The organism is Nonomuraea angiospora (assembly GCF_014873145.1).
GTDB lineage: Bacteria > Actinomycetota > Actinomycetes > Streptosporangiales > Streptosporangiaceae > Nonomuraea > Nonomuraea angiospora.
This window is the reverse complement of sequence record NZ_JADBEK010000001.1, coordinates 5,798,506-5,817,749: the sequence shown is the minus strand read 5'-3', so window position 1 is coordinate 5,817,749 and position 19,244 is coordinate 5,798,506. Positions and strand designations below refer to the sequence as shown.

The window sequence follows — 19,244 nt, the reverse complement described above, 5'->3', positions numbered from 1 at the left end:
AAGGCAGCACACATGGCGACAGAAGAGCAGCTCGTCGAATACCTCAAGCGCGTGACGACCGAGCTCCACGACAGCAAGAAGCGGCTGCAGGCGGCCGAGGACAAGGACCACGAGCCCATCGCCATCATCGGCATCGGCTGCCGATACCCCGGCGACATCGCGAGCCCCGAGGACCTGTGGCGGGTCGTGTCCGACCGCACCGACGCCGTCTCCGGGATGCCGGACGACCGCGGCTGGGACCTGGAGTCGATGTACAACCCGGATCCCGACGCGGTCGGCACCTCGTACGTCCGGGACGGCGGCTTCATGCGGGACGCCACCGCCTTCGACGCCGCGTTCTTCGGCGTCTCGCCGCGCGAGGCCGTGGCCATGGACCCGCAGCAGCGGCTGCTGCTCGAAACCTCATGGGAAGCGATCGAGCGGGCCGGCATCGACCCGGCCGCGCTGCGCGGCAGCCGGACCGGGGTGTTCGTGGGCGCCAACAGCCCCGAATTCCTCACGATGATGATGCAGGCGCCGCCGGAGCTGCAGGGCTACCTGATGACCGGCGTCGCCACGAGCGTGGTGTCCGGCCGCGTCTCGTACACGCTGGGCCTGGAGGGACCGGCCGTCACGATCGACACGGCCTGCTCCTCGTCCCTGGTGGCGCTGCACCTGGCGGTGCGGGCGCTGCGCAACGGGGACTGCTCGCTGGCGCTGGCGGGGGCCGTGACCGTCCTGTCCACGCCGGGCACCTTCATCGGCTTCAGCCGGGTACGCGGGCTGGCCAGGGACGGCCGTTCCAAGGCGTTCTCCGCCGAGGCGGACGGCATGGGGCTCGCCGAGGGCGTCGGCATCCTCCTGGTCGAGCGGCTGTCGGACGCCCGCCGCAACGGACACCCGGTGCTGGCGGTCATCCGCGGCTCGGCGGTCAACCAGGACGGCGCCAGCAACGGCCTGACCGCCCCTAACGGCCCTTCCCAGCAGCGGGTGATCCGCCAGGCGCTCGCCGACGCCAGACTCGCGCCCGTCCAGGTCGACGCGGTCGAGGCGCACGGCACGGGGACCCCGCTGGGGGACCCGATCGAGGCCCAGGCGCTGCTCGCGACCTACGGCCAGGAGCGGGACCAGCCGCTGTGGCTGGGATCGATCAAGTCGAACATCGGCCACGCCCAGGCCGCCGCCGGCGCGGCGGGCGTCATCAAGATGGTCATGGCCATGCGCAACGGCGTCCTGCCCGCGACGCTGCACGCCGAGGAGCGCTCGCCGCACATCGACTGGTCGGCGGGCGCGGTGGAGCTGCTCACCGAGGCCCGCCCCTGGCCCGCGGGCGGCGAGCCGCGCCGAGCCGGCGTGTCGTCGTTCGGCATGAGCGGCACGAACGCGCACGTGGTGCTGGAGGAGGCGCCCGCCGAGACCCCCGCGGAACCCGGCGGGGAGCTGCCCGTCGTGCCGTGGACGCTCTCGGCCAGGACGGGCGAGGCGCTGCGGCGGCAGGCCGAACGGCTGGCCTCGTGGACGCGGTCGCATCCCGACCAGGGAACGGTGGACGTGGGCTGGTCGTTGCTCGGCCGCTCGGTCTTCGACCACCGTGCGGTGGTGATCGGGTCTGACCGGGAGGAGCTGCTGGCCGGTCTGGGCGAGGGCGCGGTGCGGGGTGTGGCCGGGCCGCTCGGCAAGACGGTGTTCGTTTTTCCCGGTCAGGGGTCGCAGTGGCTCGGCATGGGCGTGGAACTGCTGGATGAGTCGCCGGTGTTCGCGGCGCGGATGGCGGAGTGTGAGGCGGCGCTGTCGGAGTTCGTGGACTGGTCCCTCACGGGTGTGTTGCGCGATCAAGAGGGTCTGGACCGCGTGGATGTGGTGCAGCCGGTGTTGTGGGCCGTGATGGTGTCGCTGGCCGAGGTGTGGCGCTCGCTCGGGGTGGCTCCGGCCGCCGTGGTGGGTCACTCTCAGGGTGAGATCGCCGCCGCGGTCGTGGCGGGTGCGCTGTCGCTCGAGGATGGCGCCCGGGTGGTGGCGTTGCGAAGCCAGGCGATCGTCGCGCTGGCCGGGCAGGGCGGCATGGCGTCGATCCCGCTACCGGCCTCGGAAGTCGAAGTGGGCGATCGGATTTCGATCGCGGCGGTGAACGGGCCGTCTTCGACGGTGGTCTCAGGCGATGCGGATGCCATTGAGGAATTGATCGCCGGCTATGAGGCCCAGGGGGTGCGGGCGCGGCGGATCGAGGTGGATTACGCCTCGCATTCGGCTCATGTGGAGGCGATCGAGGAGGAGCTGGCGAGGTTGCTGGCCCCGGTGGAGCCGCGAGCGGGCGAGGTGCCGTGGTACTCGACGGTGCGGCAGTGCTGGCTGACCGGGTCCGAGGTGGATGCCGCGTACTGGTACGAGAATCTGCGGCGGACGGTGTGGTTGGAGCCGTCGGTGCGGGCGCTGGCTGAGCAGGGTCATGGGGTGTTCGTCGAGGTCAGTGCCCATCCGGTGTTGACGATGGCGGTGCAGGAGACGGTCGAGGACGTGGTGGCGTGCGGCACGCTGCGCCGCGACGACGGTGGCCTGCGCAGGTTGTGGACCAGCGCCGCCGAGCTGTGGGTACGCGGCGTGGAGATCGACTGGACCGGCGTGTACGAGCCCGCCCGCCCGACCCAGGTCGAACTGCCCACCTACGCCTTCGAGCGCGAGCCGTACTGGCCCAAGACCGTCCAGTCCAACGGCGACCTCACCGAGGTCGGCATGGGCCCCGCCGGGCACCCGCTGCTGGCGGCGGCGGTGTCGCTCGCGGACGGCGAGGGCGTGCTGCTGACCGGCAGGCTCTCGCTGAAGACCCACCCGTGGCTGGCCGACCACCAGGTCAACGGCCAGGTGCTGCTGCCCGGCACCGCGTTCGTGGAGCTGGCCGTCAGAGCGGGCGACGAGGCCGGCTGCGACCTGCTCGAAGAGCTGACCCTGCAGGCACCGCTGATCCTGCCCGAGCGCGGCGGCGTCCAGGTGCAGGTGGCCGTCGGGGCGCCCGACGAGGACGGGCGGCGGGCGCTGGCCATCCACGCCCGGCTCGACGACGAGCCCTGGACCAGGCACGCCACCGGCTTCCTCGCCAAGGACACCGGCGCCGTGGCGTTCGGCGAGCCGTCGTGGCCGCCCGCGGGCGCGACCGCCGTCGGCGCCGACGACGTCTACGAGCTGCTGGAGGGCATCGGCGTCGGCTACGGCGCGGCCTTCCGCGGCCTGCGGGCCGTCTGGCGGCGCGACCGGGAGCTGTTCGCCGAGGTGGCGCTCCCGGAAGGGACCGAGACCGGCGGATTCGGGCTGCACCCGGCGCTGCTCGACGCGGCCATCCAGCCGCTCGCGGTGGGCGACTTCTTCCCCGCCCAGGACGGCGCCGGGCCCGTCCTGCCCTTCGCCTGGACCGGCGTGCGGCTGGCCGCCACCGGCGCGGCCACCTTACGGGTCCGGCTGGCGCCCGAGGGAGCGAACGCGGTCCGCATCGAGGTGGCCGACGCGACCGGCGCGCCCGTCGCCTCCGTGGACTCGCTGGTCGTGCGCGCGATGGCCGCCGCCGACCTCAAGGCCGCCGCGGACCCGCTGCGGGACGCGCTGTTCGCCCTCGAATGGGTGCCCGCGCAGCCCGCCCCCGCCCGGGACGGCCTCCGGTACGCGATCGCCGGTGGCGACGCCACCCGGCTCGGCCTGCCGGTGGACGCCCTCGACCCGGACGGCCCCGTGCCGGACCTGGCGATCCTGGTCTGCACCCCGTACGCGGGCGACGACCCGGCCGCCGGCGCCCGCGCCGCGACCGGCGAGGTGCTGGCCGCCGCCCAGTCCTGGCTCGAACAGGAGCGGTACGCCGACGTGCCCCTGGTCATCCTGACCCAGGGAGCAACCGGCGACGACCTGCCGGGCGCCGCCGTATGGGGGCTGATCCGCTCGGCCCAGTCGGAGAATCCCGGCCGGTTCGTCCTCCTCGACGTCGACGGCACGGACGCGTCCTGGCAGGCGGTCCCCGCCGCCCTCGCCTCGGGCGAACCCCAGCTCGCGCTGGTCGAAGGCGAGGCCCTGGTCCCGCGGCTGGCCCGGCACCGCGCCGTGGAGCCCGCCGGCCCCGGCACGTGGACCCCCGACGGGACCGTGCTGATCACCGGCGGTACCGGCACCCTGGGCGGGATCGTCGCCCGTCACCTGGTGAACGAGCACGGGGTACGGCGGCTGGTGCTGATCAGCCGGCGCGGCCCCCACGCCGACGGCGCGGCCGGCCTGATGGCCGAGCTGACCGGGCTGGGCGCGGACGTGACCGTCACCGCCTGCGACGCCGCCGACCGGCAGGCGCTGGCCGACGTGCTGGCCGCAATCCCGGACGAGCACCCGCTCACCGGGGTCGTCCACACGGCCGGCGCGCTGGACGACGGCGTCCTGGCCGCGCTGACGCCCGAGCGGATCGACAACGTGCTGCGGGCCAAGGCCGACGCCGTGCTGAACCTGCACGAGCTGACCAAGGACCTGCCGCTGACCGCGTTCGTGCTGTTCTCGTCGGCCGCCGGCGTCTTCGGCGGCCCCGGCCAGGGCAACTACGCGGCCGCCAACGCGTTCGTGGACGCCCTCGCGCAGTGGCGCGGGCGGCTCGGCCTGCCCGCCCTGTCCCTGGCCTGGGGCCTGTGGGAGCAGGACAGCGGGCTGACCGGCACCCTCAGCGAGGCGGACCGGGCGCGGCTGGCCCGCACCGGGGTCGCGCCGCTGTCCACCGCCGACGGCCTCGCGCTGCTGGACGCGGCCTGCGCCGCCGACCGGGCGGCGCTGGTGCCGATCCGGCTGGAGTTCGCCGCGCTGCGGATGGCGGCCCAGTTCGGGGCGCTGCCCACGATCCTGCGGGAGCTCGTCCCCACCTCCAAGCGGCGGGTGGTGGGCGACGACCCGGCCGCCGCGTCGGAGCTGCGCGAGCGCCTGGCCCGCATGCCCGCGGCCGAGCACGCCAGGGTGCTGCTCGACCTGGTGCTCGGCCAGGTGGCGACCGTGCTCGGCTATCGCGACGCCGGCGCCGTGGAGCAGGACCGCCCGTTCAACGAGGCCGGGTTCGACTCGCTGACCGCCGTCGAGTTCCGCAACAGGATGAACGCGGCCACCGGGCTGCGGCTGCCCGCCACGCTGATCTTCGACTACCCGACGCCCGTCCAGCTGGTCCGGTATCTGCTCGACCGCCTGCTCGACGGGCCCCAGACGGCCGCCTCCGCCACGACCCGGGCCGGTGAGGAGGAGCCGATCGTCATCGTCGGCATGAGCTGCCGGCTCCCCGGCGGCGTCACCAACCCCGACGAGCTGTGGAACCTGGTGGCCGAGGGCGGCGACGCGATGTCGATGTTCCCCTCCGACCGCAACTGGAACCTGGACGAGCTCTACCACCCGGACCCCGAGCACCCCGGCACCACGTACGCCCGCGAGGGCGGCTTCGTCTACGACGCGACCGCGTTCGACCCGGCGTTCTTCAGCATCTCGCCCAGGGAGGCCGTGGCCATGGACCCCCAGCAGCGCCTGCTGCTGGAGAGCTCGTGGGAGGCGCTGGAGCACGCCGGCATCGACCCGGCCGGGCTGCGCGGCAGCAAGACCGGCGTGTACGTCGGCCTGATGTACCACGACTACGGGATGCACCTGCAGCAGCCGGCGAGCGACCTGGAGGGCCTGGTCGGCACCGGGATCTCGGCCGGCGTCGCCTCCGGGCGGGTGTCGTACACCTTCGGGTTCGAGGGCCCGTCGGTCACCCTCGACACGGCCTGCTCCTCCTCGCTGGTGGCGCTGCACATGGCGATCCAGGCGCTGCGGCGCGGCGAGTGCTCGCTCGCGCTGGCCGGCGGCGTCACCGTGCTGTCCACCCCGTCCGTGTTCGTCGACTTCAGCCGCCAGCGCGGGCTGGCCGCCAATGGCCGCTGCAAGTCGTTCGCCGCGGCCGCCGACGGCACCGGCTGGGCGGAAGGCGTGGGCATGCTGCTCGTCGAGCGGCTCTCCGACGCGCGCCGCAACGGCCACCCCATCCTGGCCGTCGTGCGCGGCAGCGCGATCAACCAGGACGGCGCCAGCTACGGGCTCACCGCCCCCAACGGCCCCTCCCAGCAGCGGCTCATCGAGCAGACGCTGGCCGACGCGGGGCTGCGCGCCGCCGACGTCGACGCCGTCGAGGGCCACGGCACCGGCACCACCCTCGGCGACCCGATCGAGGCGCAGGCCATCGTCGCCACCTACGGCCAGGACCGGCCGCAGGACCGGCCACTCTACCTGGGCTCGGTGAAGTCGAACCTCGGCCACACCCAGGCCGCGGCCGGAGTGGCGGGCGTCATCAAGATGGTGATGGCCATGCGGCACGGCGTGCTGCCGAAGACCCTGCACGTGGACGAGCCGACGACGCACGTCGCGTGGGACGCCGGCGCCGTCCGGCTGCTCACCGAGGCCACCTCGTGGCCGGAGACCGGCAGGCCGCGCCGCGCGGGCGTCTCGTCCTTCGGCATCAGCGGCACCAACGCGCACGTCATCGTGGAGCAGGTCCCGGAGGAGCCCGCCGCGCCGCCGGCGCGGGCCGGGCGGCCGGTGATCCCCTGGGTGCTGTCGGCCAAGACACAGGACGCCCTGAAGGCCCAGGCCCGCCGGCTGCGCGAGCACCTGGCGGCCCGGCCCGGCCGGCCCGTCGCGGACCTGGCCTGGTCGCTCGCCACCACGCGGTCCTCGTTCAAGCGGCGGCTGGTCGTCCTGGGGACCACCAGCGGCGAGCTCGCCGCCGGGCTGGAGTCGGCGATCGAGGGGACCGCGGCCGACAACGTGATCACCGGATCGGCGGCCCGCGGCCGGACGGCGTACCTCTTCACCGGCCAGGGCAGCCAGCGCCCGGCCATGGGGGAGGAGCTGTACGCGGCCTACCCCGAGTACGCCGCGGCCTTCGACGCGGTCTGCGCCAGGTTCGACCGGCACCTCGACCGGCCGCTGCGCGAGGTCATCACCGGCGACGCCGACCTGCTCACGCAGACGCGGTACACCCAGGCGGCGCTGTTCGCCGTCGAGGTCGCCCTGTTCCGGGTCCTGGAGGCGTGGGGCGTGCGGCCCGACTACCTGGCCGGCCACTCCATCGGCGAGATCGCCGCCGCGCACGTCGCCGGCGTGCTGTCGCTGGACGACGCGGTCACGCTCGTCGCCGCCAGGGGCAGGCTGATGCAGGCGCTGCCGCCCGGCGGCGCGATGGTCTCGGTGCGCGGCGCCACCGAGGAGGAGGTGCTGCCGCTGCTCGCCGGGTACGAGGAGCGCGTCGGCATCGCCTCCCTCAACGGACCGGCCTCCCTGGTCCTGTCCGGCGACGAGACGAGCGTGCTGGAGCTGGCCGAACGGCTGGCCCGGCGCGGCTGCAAGACCAAGCGGCTGGCCGTCAGCCACGCGTTCCACTCGCCGCTGATGGAGCCCGCGCTGGAGGAGTTCGTGAGCGTGGCGCGGGGGCTGGACTTCCGGCCGCCGACCATCCCCGTCGTCTCCAACGTCACCGGCGAGCTCGCCACCGACGACGAGCTGACCTCGCCCGAGTACTGGGCCCGCCACCTGCGGCAGGCCGTGCGCTTCTGCGACGGCGTGCGGACCCTGCGGGACCAGGGCGTCTCCACGTTCCTGGAGCTCGGGCCGGACGCCGTGCTGTCGGCCATGGTCGAGGACTGCCTGGACGGCTGGAGCGGCGTCGCCGCGCCGGTGCTGCGCCGCGACCGGGCCGAGGCCACCACGCTGGTCGAGGCCCTGGCCCGGGCGCACGCCAACGGCGTCGGCGTCGACTGGGGCGCGGTGATCGGCACGGGCTCGCCCGTACCGCTGCCGACCTATCCCTTCCAGCGGCAGCGCTACTGGCCGGACCCGCCCCGGCACGAGGAGGCCGAGGGGCCCGGCCAGGAGCTGTGGGACGCCGTCGCCCGGGGCGACCGCGACGGCCTGCTCGCGGTGCTCGGCCTGCGGGGCGGGGCGACGCTCGACGAGCTGCTGCCCGCGCTGGCCCGGCTGCGCGGCCAGGACGGCGCCGACCACGCGGACGTGCGCTACCAGCTCGGCTGGCACCCTCTGACGGACCTGCCCGCGCCCGCGCTCCGCGGCACCTGGCTGGTGGTCGCCCCCGACGGCGCCGGCCCGGATGAGACGCCGGCTGGAGCCGCGCCGGGCGAGACGCGGGCCGGAACCGCGCCGGGTGAGACGCCGGCACAACTGCTGGCGGCCGGGCTCGCGGCGCACGGCGCGGACACCGTACGGCTGTCCGCGATGCCGGACTCCGACGGCGGCGTGGCGGGCGTCGTGTGCCTGCTGCCGGAAGGCGCGACCGCTCCGGCGCTCCCGTCGGGATCGGCGCCGGTCTGGTTCCTCACCCAAGGGGCGATCCAGGTGGCGCCGTCCGACCCGCTGGCCGGACCGCAGGCCGCCCGCGACTGGGGCGACCTGCGAGCCCGGCTGGACGAGCAGACCGGTCAAGGGCGCGGCGGGCTGATCGACCTGCCGGGCCGGCTGGACGAGCAGGTCATGCGGCGGCTGTGCGGGGTGCTGTCCGGGCTGACCGGCGAGAACGAGGTGGCGGTCCGCTCCGGCGGGGCCTTCGCCCGCAGGCTGCGCCCGGCACCGCCGCGCGGCGCCCCGACCGGCCGCGAATGGCGTCCCGGCGGCACGGTCCTGGTGGCGGGCCCGCTCGACGACACCGCCGCCGAGCTGGCCAGATGGGCCGCGCGCAACGGCGCGGACGAGGTCGTCCTGACCCAGCCGCACGCCGGGCTCGAAAGCGAGCCGGGCGTGGTCGTCCGGGCCGTCGGCGGGCGGCTGCCCGCAGGCCGGGTGACCGCCGTCGTCTGCACGACCGCCGAGGCGGCGTACGCGCTCGACAAGCCCGCCCGCGCCGCGGACGTGCCCGTCTTCCTCATGCTGGCCCCGGCGCACGCCGCCTGGGGCGGGGACGGCGCCGGCCGGTACGAGTACTTCACCGCGCTCGCCGACGAGCGGCTCGCATCCGGGCAGCCCGCGCTGGCCGTCGCGGCGGGCCTCGAGGAGCCCGCGGACGCGGTCCGCGCCGTCCGCCAGGCCCTGCGCCAGGGGGACAGGGCGCTCGTCGTCGCCGACCCGGACTGGGCCGCGCTCGCCGCGGCCGGGCCCGCCCGGCTGCTGGAGGAGATCCCGCAGGCCGCGGACCGGCAGATCGGGCCGGACGGCGTCGTGGACGGCATCGCCGCCTTCCGCCGCCTGCTGTCCGACAGCCCGGCCGACGAGCACCACGGCATCCTGCTCGACGTGGTACGCGGCCAGGCCGCCGCGATCCTGCAGCTGCCGCTGCCCGACGCGGTGGAGCGGGACGCGGAGTTCTTCGAGCTGGGCTTCTCCTCGATGGCCGCGGTGGAGCTGCGCAACCGGCTCGTCGAACTGACCGGCATCGAGGTGGCGGCCGACGCGATCTACGACTACCCGACCCCCGCCGAGCTGGCCGAGCACCTGCTCGCGGAGGCCGTGAGCTGAGCTCGCGGACCCCACCTGAGAAAGGACGCACCCATGCTGGACGGATGCACCCCCTGGCCGGAGGAGTTCGCCGAGCGCTACCGCTCGGCCGGTCACTGGCGCGACGAGACGCTGGGCGAGCTCCTCGGCGCGCGGGCCCGCTCCCACCCGGACAAGCTCGCTCTCGTGGCGGGCACCCACCGGTGGAGCTACGCCGAGCTGGACAGCCGGGCCGACCGCATGGCGGCGCGGCTGGGCGAGATCGGCATCGGCCCGGGTGACCGGGTCGTCGTGCAGCTCCCCAACGTCCCGGAGCTCGTCGCGCTGCTGTTCGCCCTGTTCAGGATCGGCGCCCTGCCGGTCATGGCGCTGCCGGCGCACCGCGGCAGCGAGATCACGTACTTCTGCGAGTTCACGGAGGCGGCCGCGTACGTCATCCCGGACGTGCACGTCGGGTTCGACTACCGGGACCTGGCCGCCGAGGTGGCCGCGCGGGTGCCCACGCTCAAGCACGTGCTCGTCGCGGGCGACCCGGGCGGCTTCACCAGGCTGGACTACGCGGACGCCGGGGCGGCCTGCCTGCCCCGGCCCGACCCCGCCGGCGTGGCGCTCTTCCTGCTGTCGGGCGGTACGACCGGTGTGCCCAAGCTCGTTCCCCGCGCGCACCAGGAGTGGTCCTACAGCGGGCGCGCGGTCGCCGAGGCGTGCGACTACGGCGAGGAGACCGTCCACCTGGTGAGCCTGCCGCTGTGCCACAACTGGCCGCTGACCCACGGGCTGCTGGCCACCTTCCACGCCGCCGGCACGCTCGTGCTGGCGCCCGGCCCCAGCCCGGACGAGACCTTCCCGCTCATCGAGCGGGAAGGGGTGACCGAGACCGGCCTCATCCCCGGCGCGGCCCTGCTGTGGATGGAGGCCGCCGAGTGGGACGAGTACGACCTGTCCAGCCTGCGCCGCGTCACGATCGGCGGCTCGAAGCTGCAGAACGAGCTGGCCCGCCGGGTCGAGCCCGCGCTCGGCTGCCGGCTCCAGCAGGCCTTCGGCATGGCCGAGGGATTGTGCGGGTTCCACCGATGGGACGATCCGCAGGACGTGGTCCTGGTCAGCCAGGGGCTGCCCGTCTCCCCGGACGACGAGGTGCGGGTCGTCGACGAGGACGACCGCGACGTCACGCCGGGCGAGGTGGGCCAGCTCCTGGCGCGCGGCCCGTACACGGTGCGCGGCTACTACCGGGCGCCCGAGCACAACGCCAGGACGTTCACCGCCGACGGCTACTACCGGACCGGCGACCTCGTACGGCTGCTGCCGACCGGGCACATCGTCTTCGAGGGCCGGGTCAAGGACCAGATCAACCGGGGCGCGGAGAAGATCGCGGCCGAGGAGGTGGAGAACCACCTGCTCGCGCACCCGGGCGTCAGGGAGGTCGCCCTGGTGGGCCTGCCCGACGAGGTGCTCGGCGAGCGGGCGTGCGCGTGCGTCGTGCCCCGCGGCACGCCGCCGGCGCTCGGCGACCTGACCGCGTTCCTGCGAGAACGCGGGGTAGCGGCCTTCAAGTTCCCGGACCGCCTGGAGATCGTCCAGGAGCTCCCTGTCACCCCGCTCGGCAAGGTCAGCAAGAAGGCGCTCGCCGGGATGTTCAGCTAACCCACGCTCGCAGAGGACGTACCCGATGCACGTCGCAGACATCGACTTGCCCGGCTTCCTGGAAGTGCACGCCAAGGCCACCGCCGAGGCGCGCAACAACGACTGCCCCGCGCTGGCGACCTGGCGCCAGGAGATCCCGCCCGTGGACCCGGCCGGGCTGCTGAGACCGCTGTTCGAGCGGTCCACGCGGACCTTCGTCTGGATGTCGCCGCACTCCACCGTCATGGCGATGGGCAGCGCGACGGACTTCACGCACGCCGGCCACGACCGGTTCGCCGGCATCCGGCGCGGCTGGGAGCGGGCGGCCGGGACCGCGGTCTCCGGCGGGCCGGGGCGGCGCGCCATGCCGTCGCTGGTCGGCGGGTTCGCCTTCGCGCCGCGCCCCGGGCCGCTGCCCGAGGCGCTGATGTGGGTGCCCAGGGTGCTGATCTCGCGCGATCCCGACGGCACGACCACGCTCGCGCTCAGCGTCAGCGTCGACCCCCGGCCCACCACGACGGACGGGCCGGCGCGCACGGTCGCGGACGCCTTCGCCCTGATCTCCTCCGCCGGGATCCGTCCCTGCCCCAGCCCCCTGCTCCCGGGCACGACCATGATCGAGGTCCCCTCAGCGTCGGAGTGGAAGGCGCTGGTCGCGCACACCACCGAGCAGATCGCCCGCGGCAGGTTCGACAAGGCCGTGCTGGCCCGCCAGCTGCGGATCACCTCGCCGTGGGGGTACGACCTGGCCTCCGTGCTGGGCTCCCTGCGCGACACGCAACCGGGGAGCACCGTCTTCGCCGTGTCCGCGTACGGGCACGCCTTCGTCGGCGCCACCCCCGAGCGGCTGGTCGGCCTGCGCGGCGGGCGGGCCGAGTCGATGAGCCTGGCGGCGTCCATGCCGCGCGGCGCGACGCCCGCCGAGGACGCGTGCCTGCGCGCCGCCCTGCTGCAGGACGACAAGAGCCGGCGCGAGCAGCGGATCGTCACCGCGACGCTGCGGCAGGCGTTCGACCAGGTGTGCCGCACGGTCATGGTGCCGGACGAGCCGCACGTGCTCGACCTGCCGAACCTGCGGCACCTGCACACCCGCATCGTCGGCGAGATCGCCGACCCGGAGACCGCCAGCGTCCTCGACCTGGTGGAGCGGCTGCACCCGACGCCCGCCGTCGGCGGCCATCCGCGCCACGCCGCGCTGGAGTGGGTGCGCGACGCCGAGCCCTTCGACCGCGGCTGGTACGCGGGCCCCGTCGGGTGGATGAACGACGAGCAGGAGGGCGAGTTCGCGGTGGCGATCCGCTCGGCACACGTGCAGGATGAGACCGCGACCCTGTACGCCGGATGCGGCATCGTGGCGGGCTCCGATCCGGAGGCCGAGCTGGAGGAGACCCGGCTCAAGTTCCGGCCCATGCTTAATGCGCTGGCGATTCCATTGTCGGAAAGGGCACCATATAGACAGTCCCGATGAGAAGATCTTGGAAACGACCGGTCTTCGGAGGGGCTGGAAATGATCGAAATAACCGGCTTGACAAAACGCTATGGCAATAAGACGGCAGTCGACGGATTGACGTTCAGCGTCCACCCGGGGCGGGTCACCGGATTTCTCGGCCCCAACGGCGCGGGCAAATCCACCACGATGAGGGCCATTCTCGGCCTCGACCGCCTCGACGCGGGCAGCGTGACGGTCAACGGCCGCGCCTACGCGGGGCTGCCCCGGCCGATGCGCGAGGTGGGCGCCCTGCTGGACGCCCGCGCCGTGCACCCGAGGCGCACCGCCCGCAACCACCTGCTCTGCATCGCCCAGACCAACGCCATCCCCGCCCGGCGGGTGGACGAGGTCCTGCGCCTGGTCGGGCTGGAGTCGGTGGCGGGCAAGCGCGCCGGCGGCTTCTCGCTGGGCATGGGGCAGCGGCTCGGCATCGCGGTGGCGCTGCTCGGCGACCCGAAGGTGCTGTTATTCGACGAGCCCGTCAACGGCCTGGACCCCGAGGGCATCAAGTGGATCCGCGAGCTGATGCGGGGGCTGGCCGCGGAAGGCCGCACCGTGCTGGTCTCCAGCCACCTGATGAGCGAGATGGCGCAGACCGCCGACCATCTCGTCGTGATCGGCAGGGGCAAGCTGATCGCCGACATCGGCATCACCGAGTTCGTCCGGCAGGGCTCCAACGTGCTGGTGCGGGCCGAGGAGCACGAGCTGCTCGTCCCGCTCCTGACCGAGGCCGGCGCCACCGTCCACCCGGGCGCCGACGGCGCCCTCATCGTCACCGGGCTGGAGCCCAGGGAGATCGGCAAGGCGGCACTGGCCGCCGGGGTGGTGCTGACGGAGCTGACGCCGCAGCGCTCCCTGGAGCAGGCCTACATGGATCTGACCCGTGACAGCATCGAGTTCCAGGCGAGTGTGGCATGAGCGTGGCCATCGCGGACACGATCCGCTCCGAGTGGACCAAGTTCCGCACGATACCGTCCAACATCCCCACGATCCTCACCGCCGTGGCGCTCATGGTCGGCCTGGGCGCGGCCACCGCCAACGGCGCGGCCAAGGGCTACCTGGCGGCCTCCGAGACCGGCAGGGCGGTGTTCGACCCCACCTACATCAGCATGTACGGCGGGTTCCTGTTCGCCCAGATCACCGTGGGCGCGCTGGGCGTGCTGGTGGTGACCCACGAGTACGCCACGGGCCTGATCCGCACCAGCGTGACCGTGGTCCCGCGGCGCGGCCGGCTGCTGGCCGCCAAAGTGGCCACGTTCGGGCTGATCGCCCTGCTGATGGGCCTGGTGGCGGGCTTCGGCGCGTACTTCCTCGGCCAGCGGGTGATCGGGGCGGCCGGCGCGCCCACCGCCTCGCTCGGCCAGCCGGGCGTGCTGCGCGCAGTCGTCGGCATGGGCCTGATCTGGGCGCTGGTCGGCCTGGTCGGCGTGGCGGTCGGCGGCCTGATGCGGGCCACGATGAGCGCGACGACCGTGGTGGTGGCGATCAACTTCATCATCCCCGTCATCACGCCCAGGCTGCTGCCCGACGCGGTCGGCGACTGGGTGACGACGTACTGGCCGATCTCGGCCGGCCTCCAGGTCACCACCACCGTGCAGCTGCCCGACCGGATGCTGCCGTGGTCCGGGTTCGGCGTGATGGCCGCGTTCACCGCGGTCCTGCTGCTCGCGGCGTTCGCGCTGTTCCGCTCGCGCGACACCTGAGACCTCCCACCGGCACCCGGCGCGCGTCACGCGCGCCGGGAATTCGGCGTGCCGTCCGCCCCCGAAGTGGGGCGTGAGCGGCCTCTTTAATGGGCGCTAGGGGTTACCCGCCTTATCCCGGCTCGCGAATACTGATGACGCTTGACCGGAATTCCTGGCGGGGAGGAGCGTTCAACAATGGCGTCGAGTTTCGCGAACGGCCAATGCCGTTCCTTCCGCGGCGACGGGCGGCCGGACCTGTTGGTGCGCAACACCGAAACCGGGGAATTGTTCGTCCATCCGCACAGCGGCGAGTTCAACGGCACCGAGACCTACGGCGATCCGGTGAAGATCGGTGACGGCTTCGGCTGGTGGCGGTTCTTCTTCGTCCGCGCCGTGGACGCGACCGGCGACGGGCGCGCCGACATCTGCGCGTTCAGCGCCAGCGAGTACGGCATCAACCCCGGCGAGAACGGCGAGCACGGCTTCTTCCTGCTGCGCAACCTGGGCGGCCCCGGCGAGATCGGCCCGTTCGCCGAGCCGATCCGGGTGTCCGGCAAGCGCGACGACGGCCGGGAGTGGGAGACGATCGGGTTCGCCGACGTGACCCGCACCGGCGCCGACGACACGTTCGGCAAGGGCAAGGACGCCGGCAACGTGGACGTCTTCCCCCACCGTGACCAGGGGGTCGTGCGGAACGACACCTACGACAAGGACCCGGTGCGGCTCACCGAGGTCGGCGTCGACGACCTCCCCATCGCCATGGCCGACTTCACCGGCAACGGCAACCTGGACCTGCTGGTCCGCCGCGCGAACGGCGACCTCGACCTGTACGAGTTCGCGGCCCCGCCCGGCACCCCGGCCGCCGCGACCACCGAGGGCACCTGGTACACCGTCGCCCACGGCTGGCAGGACATGCGCCTGATGACGCTGGCCGACGTCGACCTGGACGGCCGGCCCGACCTGCTGGGCCTGCGCCCCGACGGAACGCTCGAGGCGTACCTCCACTCCGGGAAGTTCAGGCCCGAGGACCCGCTCGACCTCTTCCGCGAGCCGGTCACCGTCGGCACCGGATTCGGCAATTACGACGTCATCAGCTGATGGCCCAAGAGCGTTTCCCTGCCCTCTGCTCGCTCCGTCGGAATCTGGATTGGTTCAATGTCCTACGAACGCTCCTCTCGTAGTTTTTCCGACGACGCGGTGGCGATCGTCGGCATATCCTGCCGCCTCCCCCAGGCCCCGGACCCCGACTCCTTCTGGCGGCTGCTGCGCGACGGGGGCGACGCCGTCACCGGCGTTCCCGGTGGCCGGTGGAACTCCCCGGAGACCGAGTCGCTGCGCGGCGGCTTCCTGACCGGCATAGCCGAGTTCGACGCCGAGTTCTTCGGGATCTCCCCGAACGAGGCCGCGATGATGGACCCCCAGCAGCGGCTGCTCATGGAGCTGAGCTGGGAGGCGCTCGAAGACGCGGGCATCGTCCCGGACAGCCTGCGGGGCACCGGCACGAGCGTCTTCATCGGGGCCATGGCCGGCGACTACGCCCAGCTGCTGCAGGGCGCCGGCCGCGCGGCGCTGACCCGCCACAGCCTCACGGGCATCAGCCGGGCCCTGCTCGCCAACCGGATCTCGTACACGCTCGGCCTGAACGGCCCCAGCCTGACCGTGGACTCCGCCCAGTCGGCCTCCCTCACCGCCGTGCACCTGGCCTGCGAGAGCCTGCGCGGCGGCGAGTCGAGCCTGGCCATCGTCGGCGGCGTGAACCTCAATCTGACCCCCGACAGCACGCTCGCCGCGCTCCGGTTCGGCGCCCTGTCGCCCGACGGCAGGTGCTTCACCTTCGACGCCCGCGCCAACGGCTACGTCCGAGGCGAGGGCGGCGGCATCGTCGTGCTCAAGCCGCTGGCCCGCGCGCTCGCCGACGGCGACCGCGTCCACTGCGTGATCGCCGGCAGCGCCGTGAACAACGACGGCGGCGGCGACGGGCTCACCGTCCCCGACCAGGACGCCCAGGAAGAGGTCATCCGGCTGGCCTGCGAGCGGGCCGGCGTGCCGGCGGCCGCCGTCCAGTACGTCGAGCTGCACGGCACCGGGACCCGGGTCGGCGACCCCATCGAGGCACGCGCCCTGGGCGCCGCCATCGGCACCGCGAAGGACTCGGGCACGCCGCTGCTCGTCGGCTCGGCCAAGACCAACGTCGGCCACCTGGAAGGCGCGGCGGGAATCGTCGGCCTGCTCAAGACCGTGCTGGCCATCAGGCACCGGGAGCTGCCGGCGTCGCTCAACTTCGAGACGCCCAGCCCGCTGATCCCGTTCGACGAGCTGAACCTGCGCGTCAACACCGCGCTGACCGCCTGGCCGCGCGCCGGCGAACCGCTGGTCGCCGGGGTCAGCTCGTTCGGCATGGGCGGCGCCAACTGCCACGTGGTGCTCGCGGAGCACCCGAGGCAGACGCCGCGCCCGGCGCCCGGCCCCGCCGAGCCGGCGATCTTGCCGTCGGCCGGGCAGAGGCCCGCCGGCCCGCTGATCCTGCCGCTGGCCGGGCAGAGCGAGGCCGCGCTCCGCGCCCAGGCGGGACGGCTGCGCGACCACCTGCTCGCCGAGCCCGCCGCCGACGCCGTGCCCGACGCCGTGCCCGACGCCGTGTCCGACGCCCTGTCCGACGCCGTGGACACGGCCTACTCGCTGGCCACGACGCGCACGGCTTTCGACCGCCGCGCCGCGATCGTCGTGGACGAGCCGTCCCGGCTGGCCGGCGTGCTCGACCGGCTCGCCAGGGGAGAGGCCGCCGCCGAGATCGTGACCGGGCGGCCGAGCGACGGCGACGTGGCGTTCCTCTACTCGGGCCAGGGCAGCCAGCGCCCGGGCATGGGCCGCGAGCTCTACGCCGCGTACCCCGCCTTCGCGCGGGCCCTCGACGAGATCGCCGCCTGCTTCGACGGCGAGCTCGCCAGGCCGCTGCTCGAGGTGATGTTCGACGATCCCGACGGGGCGTTGAACGAGACCGGGATGACCCAGCCCGCGCTCTTCGCCTTCGAGGTCGCGCTCACCCGCCTGTACGAGCACTGGGGCATCCGCCCCGACCGGCTCATCGGCCACTCCGTCGGCGAGATCTCCGCCGCGCACGTCGCCGGCGTGCTGTCCCTGGCCGACGCCTGCACCCTGGTCGCGGCGCGCGGCAGGCTGATGCAGGCCCTGCCCGCCGGCGGCGCGATGATCGCCGTCCAGGCCACCGAGGCGGAGCTGCGCCCCCATCTCGACGACTCGGTCAGCATCGCCGCGATCAACGGCCCCGACTCCGTCGTGGTCTCGGGCGCGGAGGACCGCGTCACGGAGATCGCCGAGGAGTTCCGCGCCCGCGGCCGCAAGACCCGGCGGCTGCGGGTGAGCCACGCCTTCCACTCGCCGCTGATGGACCCGATGCTGGCGGAGTTCCGGCAGGTGGCCGAGTCGCTGACCTACCGCGAGCCGGCCGTCCCGGTCGTCTCCAACCTCACCGGGGCCGTCGCGTCCGGCGAGGACCTGTGCTCGCCCGGCCACTGGGTGTGGCACGTCCGCGAGGCCGTGCGCTTCAGCGACGGCATCCGCGCGCTGGCCGACACGGGCGTGACCACGTTCGTCGAGGTCGGCCCCGGCTCGGTGCTGGCCGCCATGGGGCAGCACTGCCTGCCCGCCGACCCCGGCATCCGGTTCGTCGCCACGCTGCGGGACAACCGGCCCGAATGCCACAGCGCCGCCCTGGCCCTGGCCGAGCTGCAGGTGCGCGGCACCTCGCCGGCCTGGGACGCCCTGTACCCGGGCGCGCGGCGCGTCCCGCTGCCCACCTACGCCTTCCAGCGCACCTACCACTGGCTTCCCGAGCCGGACGGCGCGGCGCCGCCCCCGCCCGCGCCCCCGGAGCCGGCGGCCACCGGCGACGGGACGCAGCCGCTCGCCGACCGGCTGCACGGCCTGCCGGGACCGGAGCAGGAGCAGCTGCTCCTGGAGCTCGTACGGACCTGCATCGCGCTCGTCCTCGGCCACGCCAACGCCGCGACCGTGGACACGGCCACCGCCTTCAAGGCGCTCGGCTTCGACTCCTTCAGCGCCGTCGAGCTCAGGAACCGGCTCAACGCCGCCACCGGGCTCCAGCTGCCCAGCTCGCTGCTGTTCGACTACCCCTCGCCGCAGGCGCTGGCCGCGTTCCTGCGCGCGGAGCTGACGGGCGGGCAGGCCGCCCAGGCCGTGGTGACCGCCGCCTCGGTGGCGGACGAGCCGATCGCGATCGTGGGCATGGCCTGCCGCTTCCCCGGCGGGGTGAGTTCCCCCGACGACCTGTGGGACCTGGTGATCTCCGGTAGGGACGCGATCGGGGAGTTCCCCGTCGATCGCGGCTGGGATCTGGCGGCGCTGTACGACCCGGACCCGGACAGCCGCGGGACGTCGTACGCGCGGCACGGCGGTTTCCTGTATGACGCGGCGGAGTTCGATCCCGGGTTCTTCGGGATTTCGCCGCGTGAGGCGTTGGCGATGGATCCGCAGCAGCGGTTGCTGCTGGAGGCGTCGTGGGAGGCGATCGAGCGGGCGGGCGTCGATCCGGCCGGGCTGCGCGGCAGCCGTACCGGCGTGTTCGCGGGCGCGATGGCCCAGGACTACGGCCCGCGCCTGCACGAGGCCACCGGGGCGGCGGAAGGCTACGTGCTGACCGGCACCTCCGCCAGCGTGATCTCCGGCCGGGTCGCGTTCTCGTTCGGGTTCGAGGGCCCGGCGGTGACGGTGGACACGGCGTGCTCGTCGTCCCTGGTGGCCCTGCACCTGGCCGCGCAGTCGCTGCGGTCGGGGGAGTGCGACCTGGCGCTGGCCGGTGGCGCGACCGTGATGGCGTCCCCCGGCATGTTCGTGGAGTTCTCCCGGCAGCGCGGGCTGTCGCCGGACGGGCGGTGCAAGGCGTTCTCGGCCTCCGCCGACGGCACGGGCTGGGCCGAGGGCGTCGGCATGCTGCTGGTGGAGCGGCTCTCGGACGCCCG

At 74.0% G+C, this 19,244-nt stretch carries 7 protein-coding genes (1 of these 7 running past the window's edge); all 7 read left to right on the top strand.

The genetic code is table 11. The features are described 5' to 3' along the window. Window positions 1–12: 12 nt before the first annotated feature. Window positions 13–9,468, top strand: a complete 9,456-nt coding sequence (locus H4W80_RS26220) for a type I polyketide synthase (protein WP_192787522.1) — start codon at window positions 13–15, stop codon at window positions 9,466–9,468. A gap of 33 nt (window positions 9,469–9,501) precedes the next feature. Next, window positions 9,502–11,091 (top strand): (2,3-dihydroxybenzoyl)adenylate synthase, encoded by a 1,590-nt coding sequence (locus tag H4W80_RS26215; RefSeq protein WP_192787521.1) that lies wholly within the window; start codon window positions 9,502–9,504, stop codon window positions 11,089–11,091. Window positions 11,092–11,116: 25 nt separating this feature from the next. After that, a complete protein-coding gene (locus tag H4W80_RS26210) occupies window positions 11,117–12,538 on the top strand; it encodes an isochorismate synthase (protein ID WP_192787520.1) in 1,422 nt (473 codons plus the stop codon). A 39-nt stretch (window positions 12,539–12,577) separates the two neighbouring features. Continuing rightward, window positions 12,578–13,477 (top strand): ABC transporter ATP-binding protein, encoded by a 900-nt coding sequence (locus H4W80_RS26205; RefSeq protein ID WP_192787519.1) that lies wholly within the window; start codon window positions 12,578–12,580, stop codon window positions 13,475–13,477. Then, window positions 13,474–14,262: an ABC transporter permease gene (locus H4W80_RS26200; protein WP_192787518.1), complete on the top strand. Its 789-nt coding sequence runs from the start codon at window positions 13,474–13,476 to the stop codon at window positions 14,260–14,262. Before H4W80_RS26205 ends, H4W80_RS26200 begins: the two co-directional genes overlap by 4 nt. Window positions 14,263–14,439: 177 nt before the next feature. Next, a complete protein-coding gene (locus H4W80_RS26195) occupies window positions 14,440–15,342 on the top strand; it encodes an FG-GAP repeat domain-containing protein (protein ID WP_192787517.1) in 903 nt (300 codons plus the stop codon). Window positions 15,343–15,399: 57 nt separating this feature from the next. Further along, window positions 15,400–19,244 carry the start of a type I polyketide synthase gene (locus tag H4W80_RS61080; RefSeq protein ID WP_225963671.1) on the top strand. Its footprint extends 23,560 nt past the window's final position, so only the first 3,845 of its 27,405 coding nucleotides appear in the window; its start codon is at window positions 15,400–15,402; its stop codon lies beyond the right edge, outside the window.

Bases quoted from the DNA above. Each gene is read 5' to 3' on its own strand.
- H4W80_RS26220 (WP_192787522.1), top strand. From the start codon at position 13: ATGGCGACAGAAGAGCAGCTCGTCGAATACCTCAAGCGCGTGACGACC.
- H4W80_RS26215 (WP_192787521.1), top strand. From the start codon at position 9,502: ATGCTGGACGGATGCACCCCCTGGCCGGAGGAGTTCGCCGAGCGCTAC.
- H4W80_RS26210 (WP_192787520.1), top strand. From the start codon at position 11,117: ATGCACGTCGCAGACATCGACTTGCCCGGCTTCCTGGAAGTGCACGCC.
- H4W80_RS26205 (WP_192787519.1), top strand. From the start codon at position 12,578: ATGATCGAAATAACCGGCTTGACAAAACGCTATGGCAATAAGACGGCA.
- H4W80_RS26200 (WP_192787518.1), top strand. From the start codon at position 13,474: ATGAGCGTGGCCATCGCGGACACGATCCGCTCCGAGTGGACCAAGTTC.
- H4W80_RS26195 (WP_192787517.1), top strand. From the start codon at position 14,440: ATGGCGTCGAGTTTCGCGAACGGCCAATGCCGTTCCTTCCGCGGCGAC.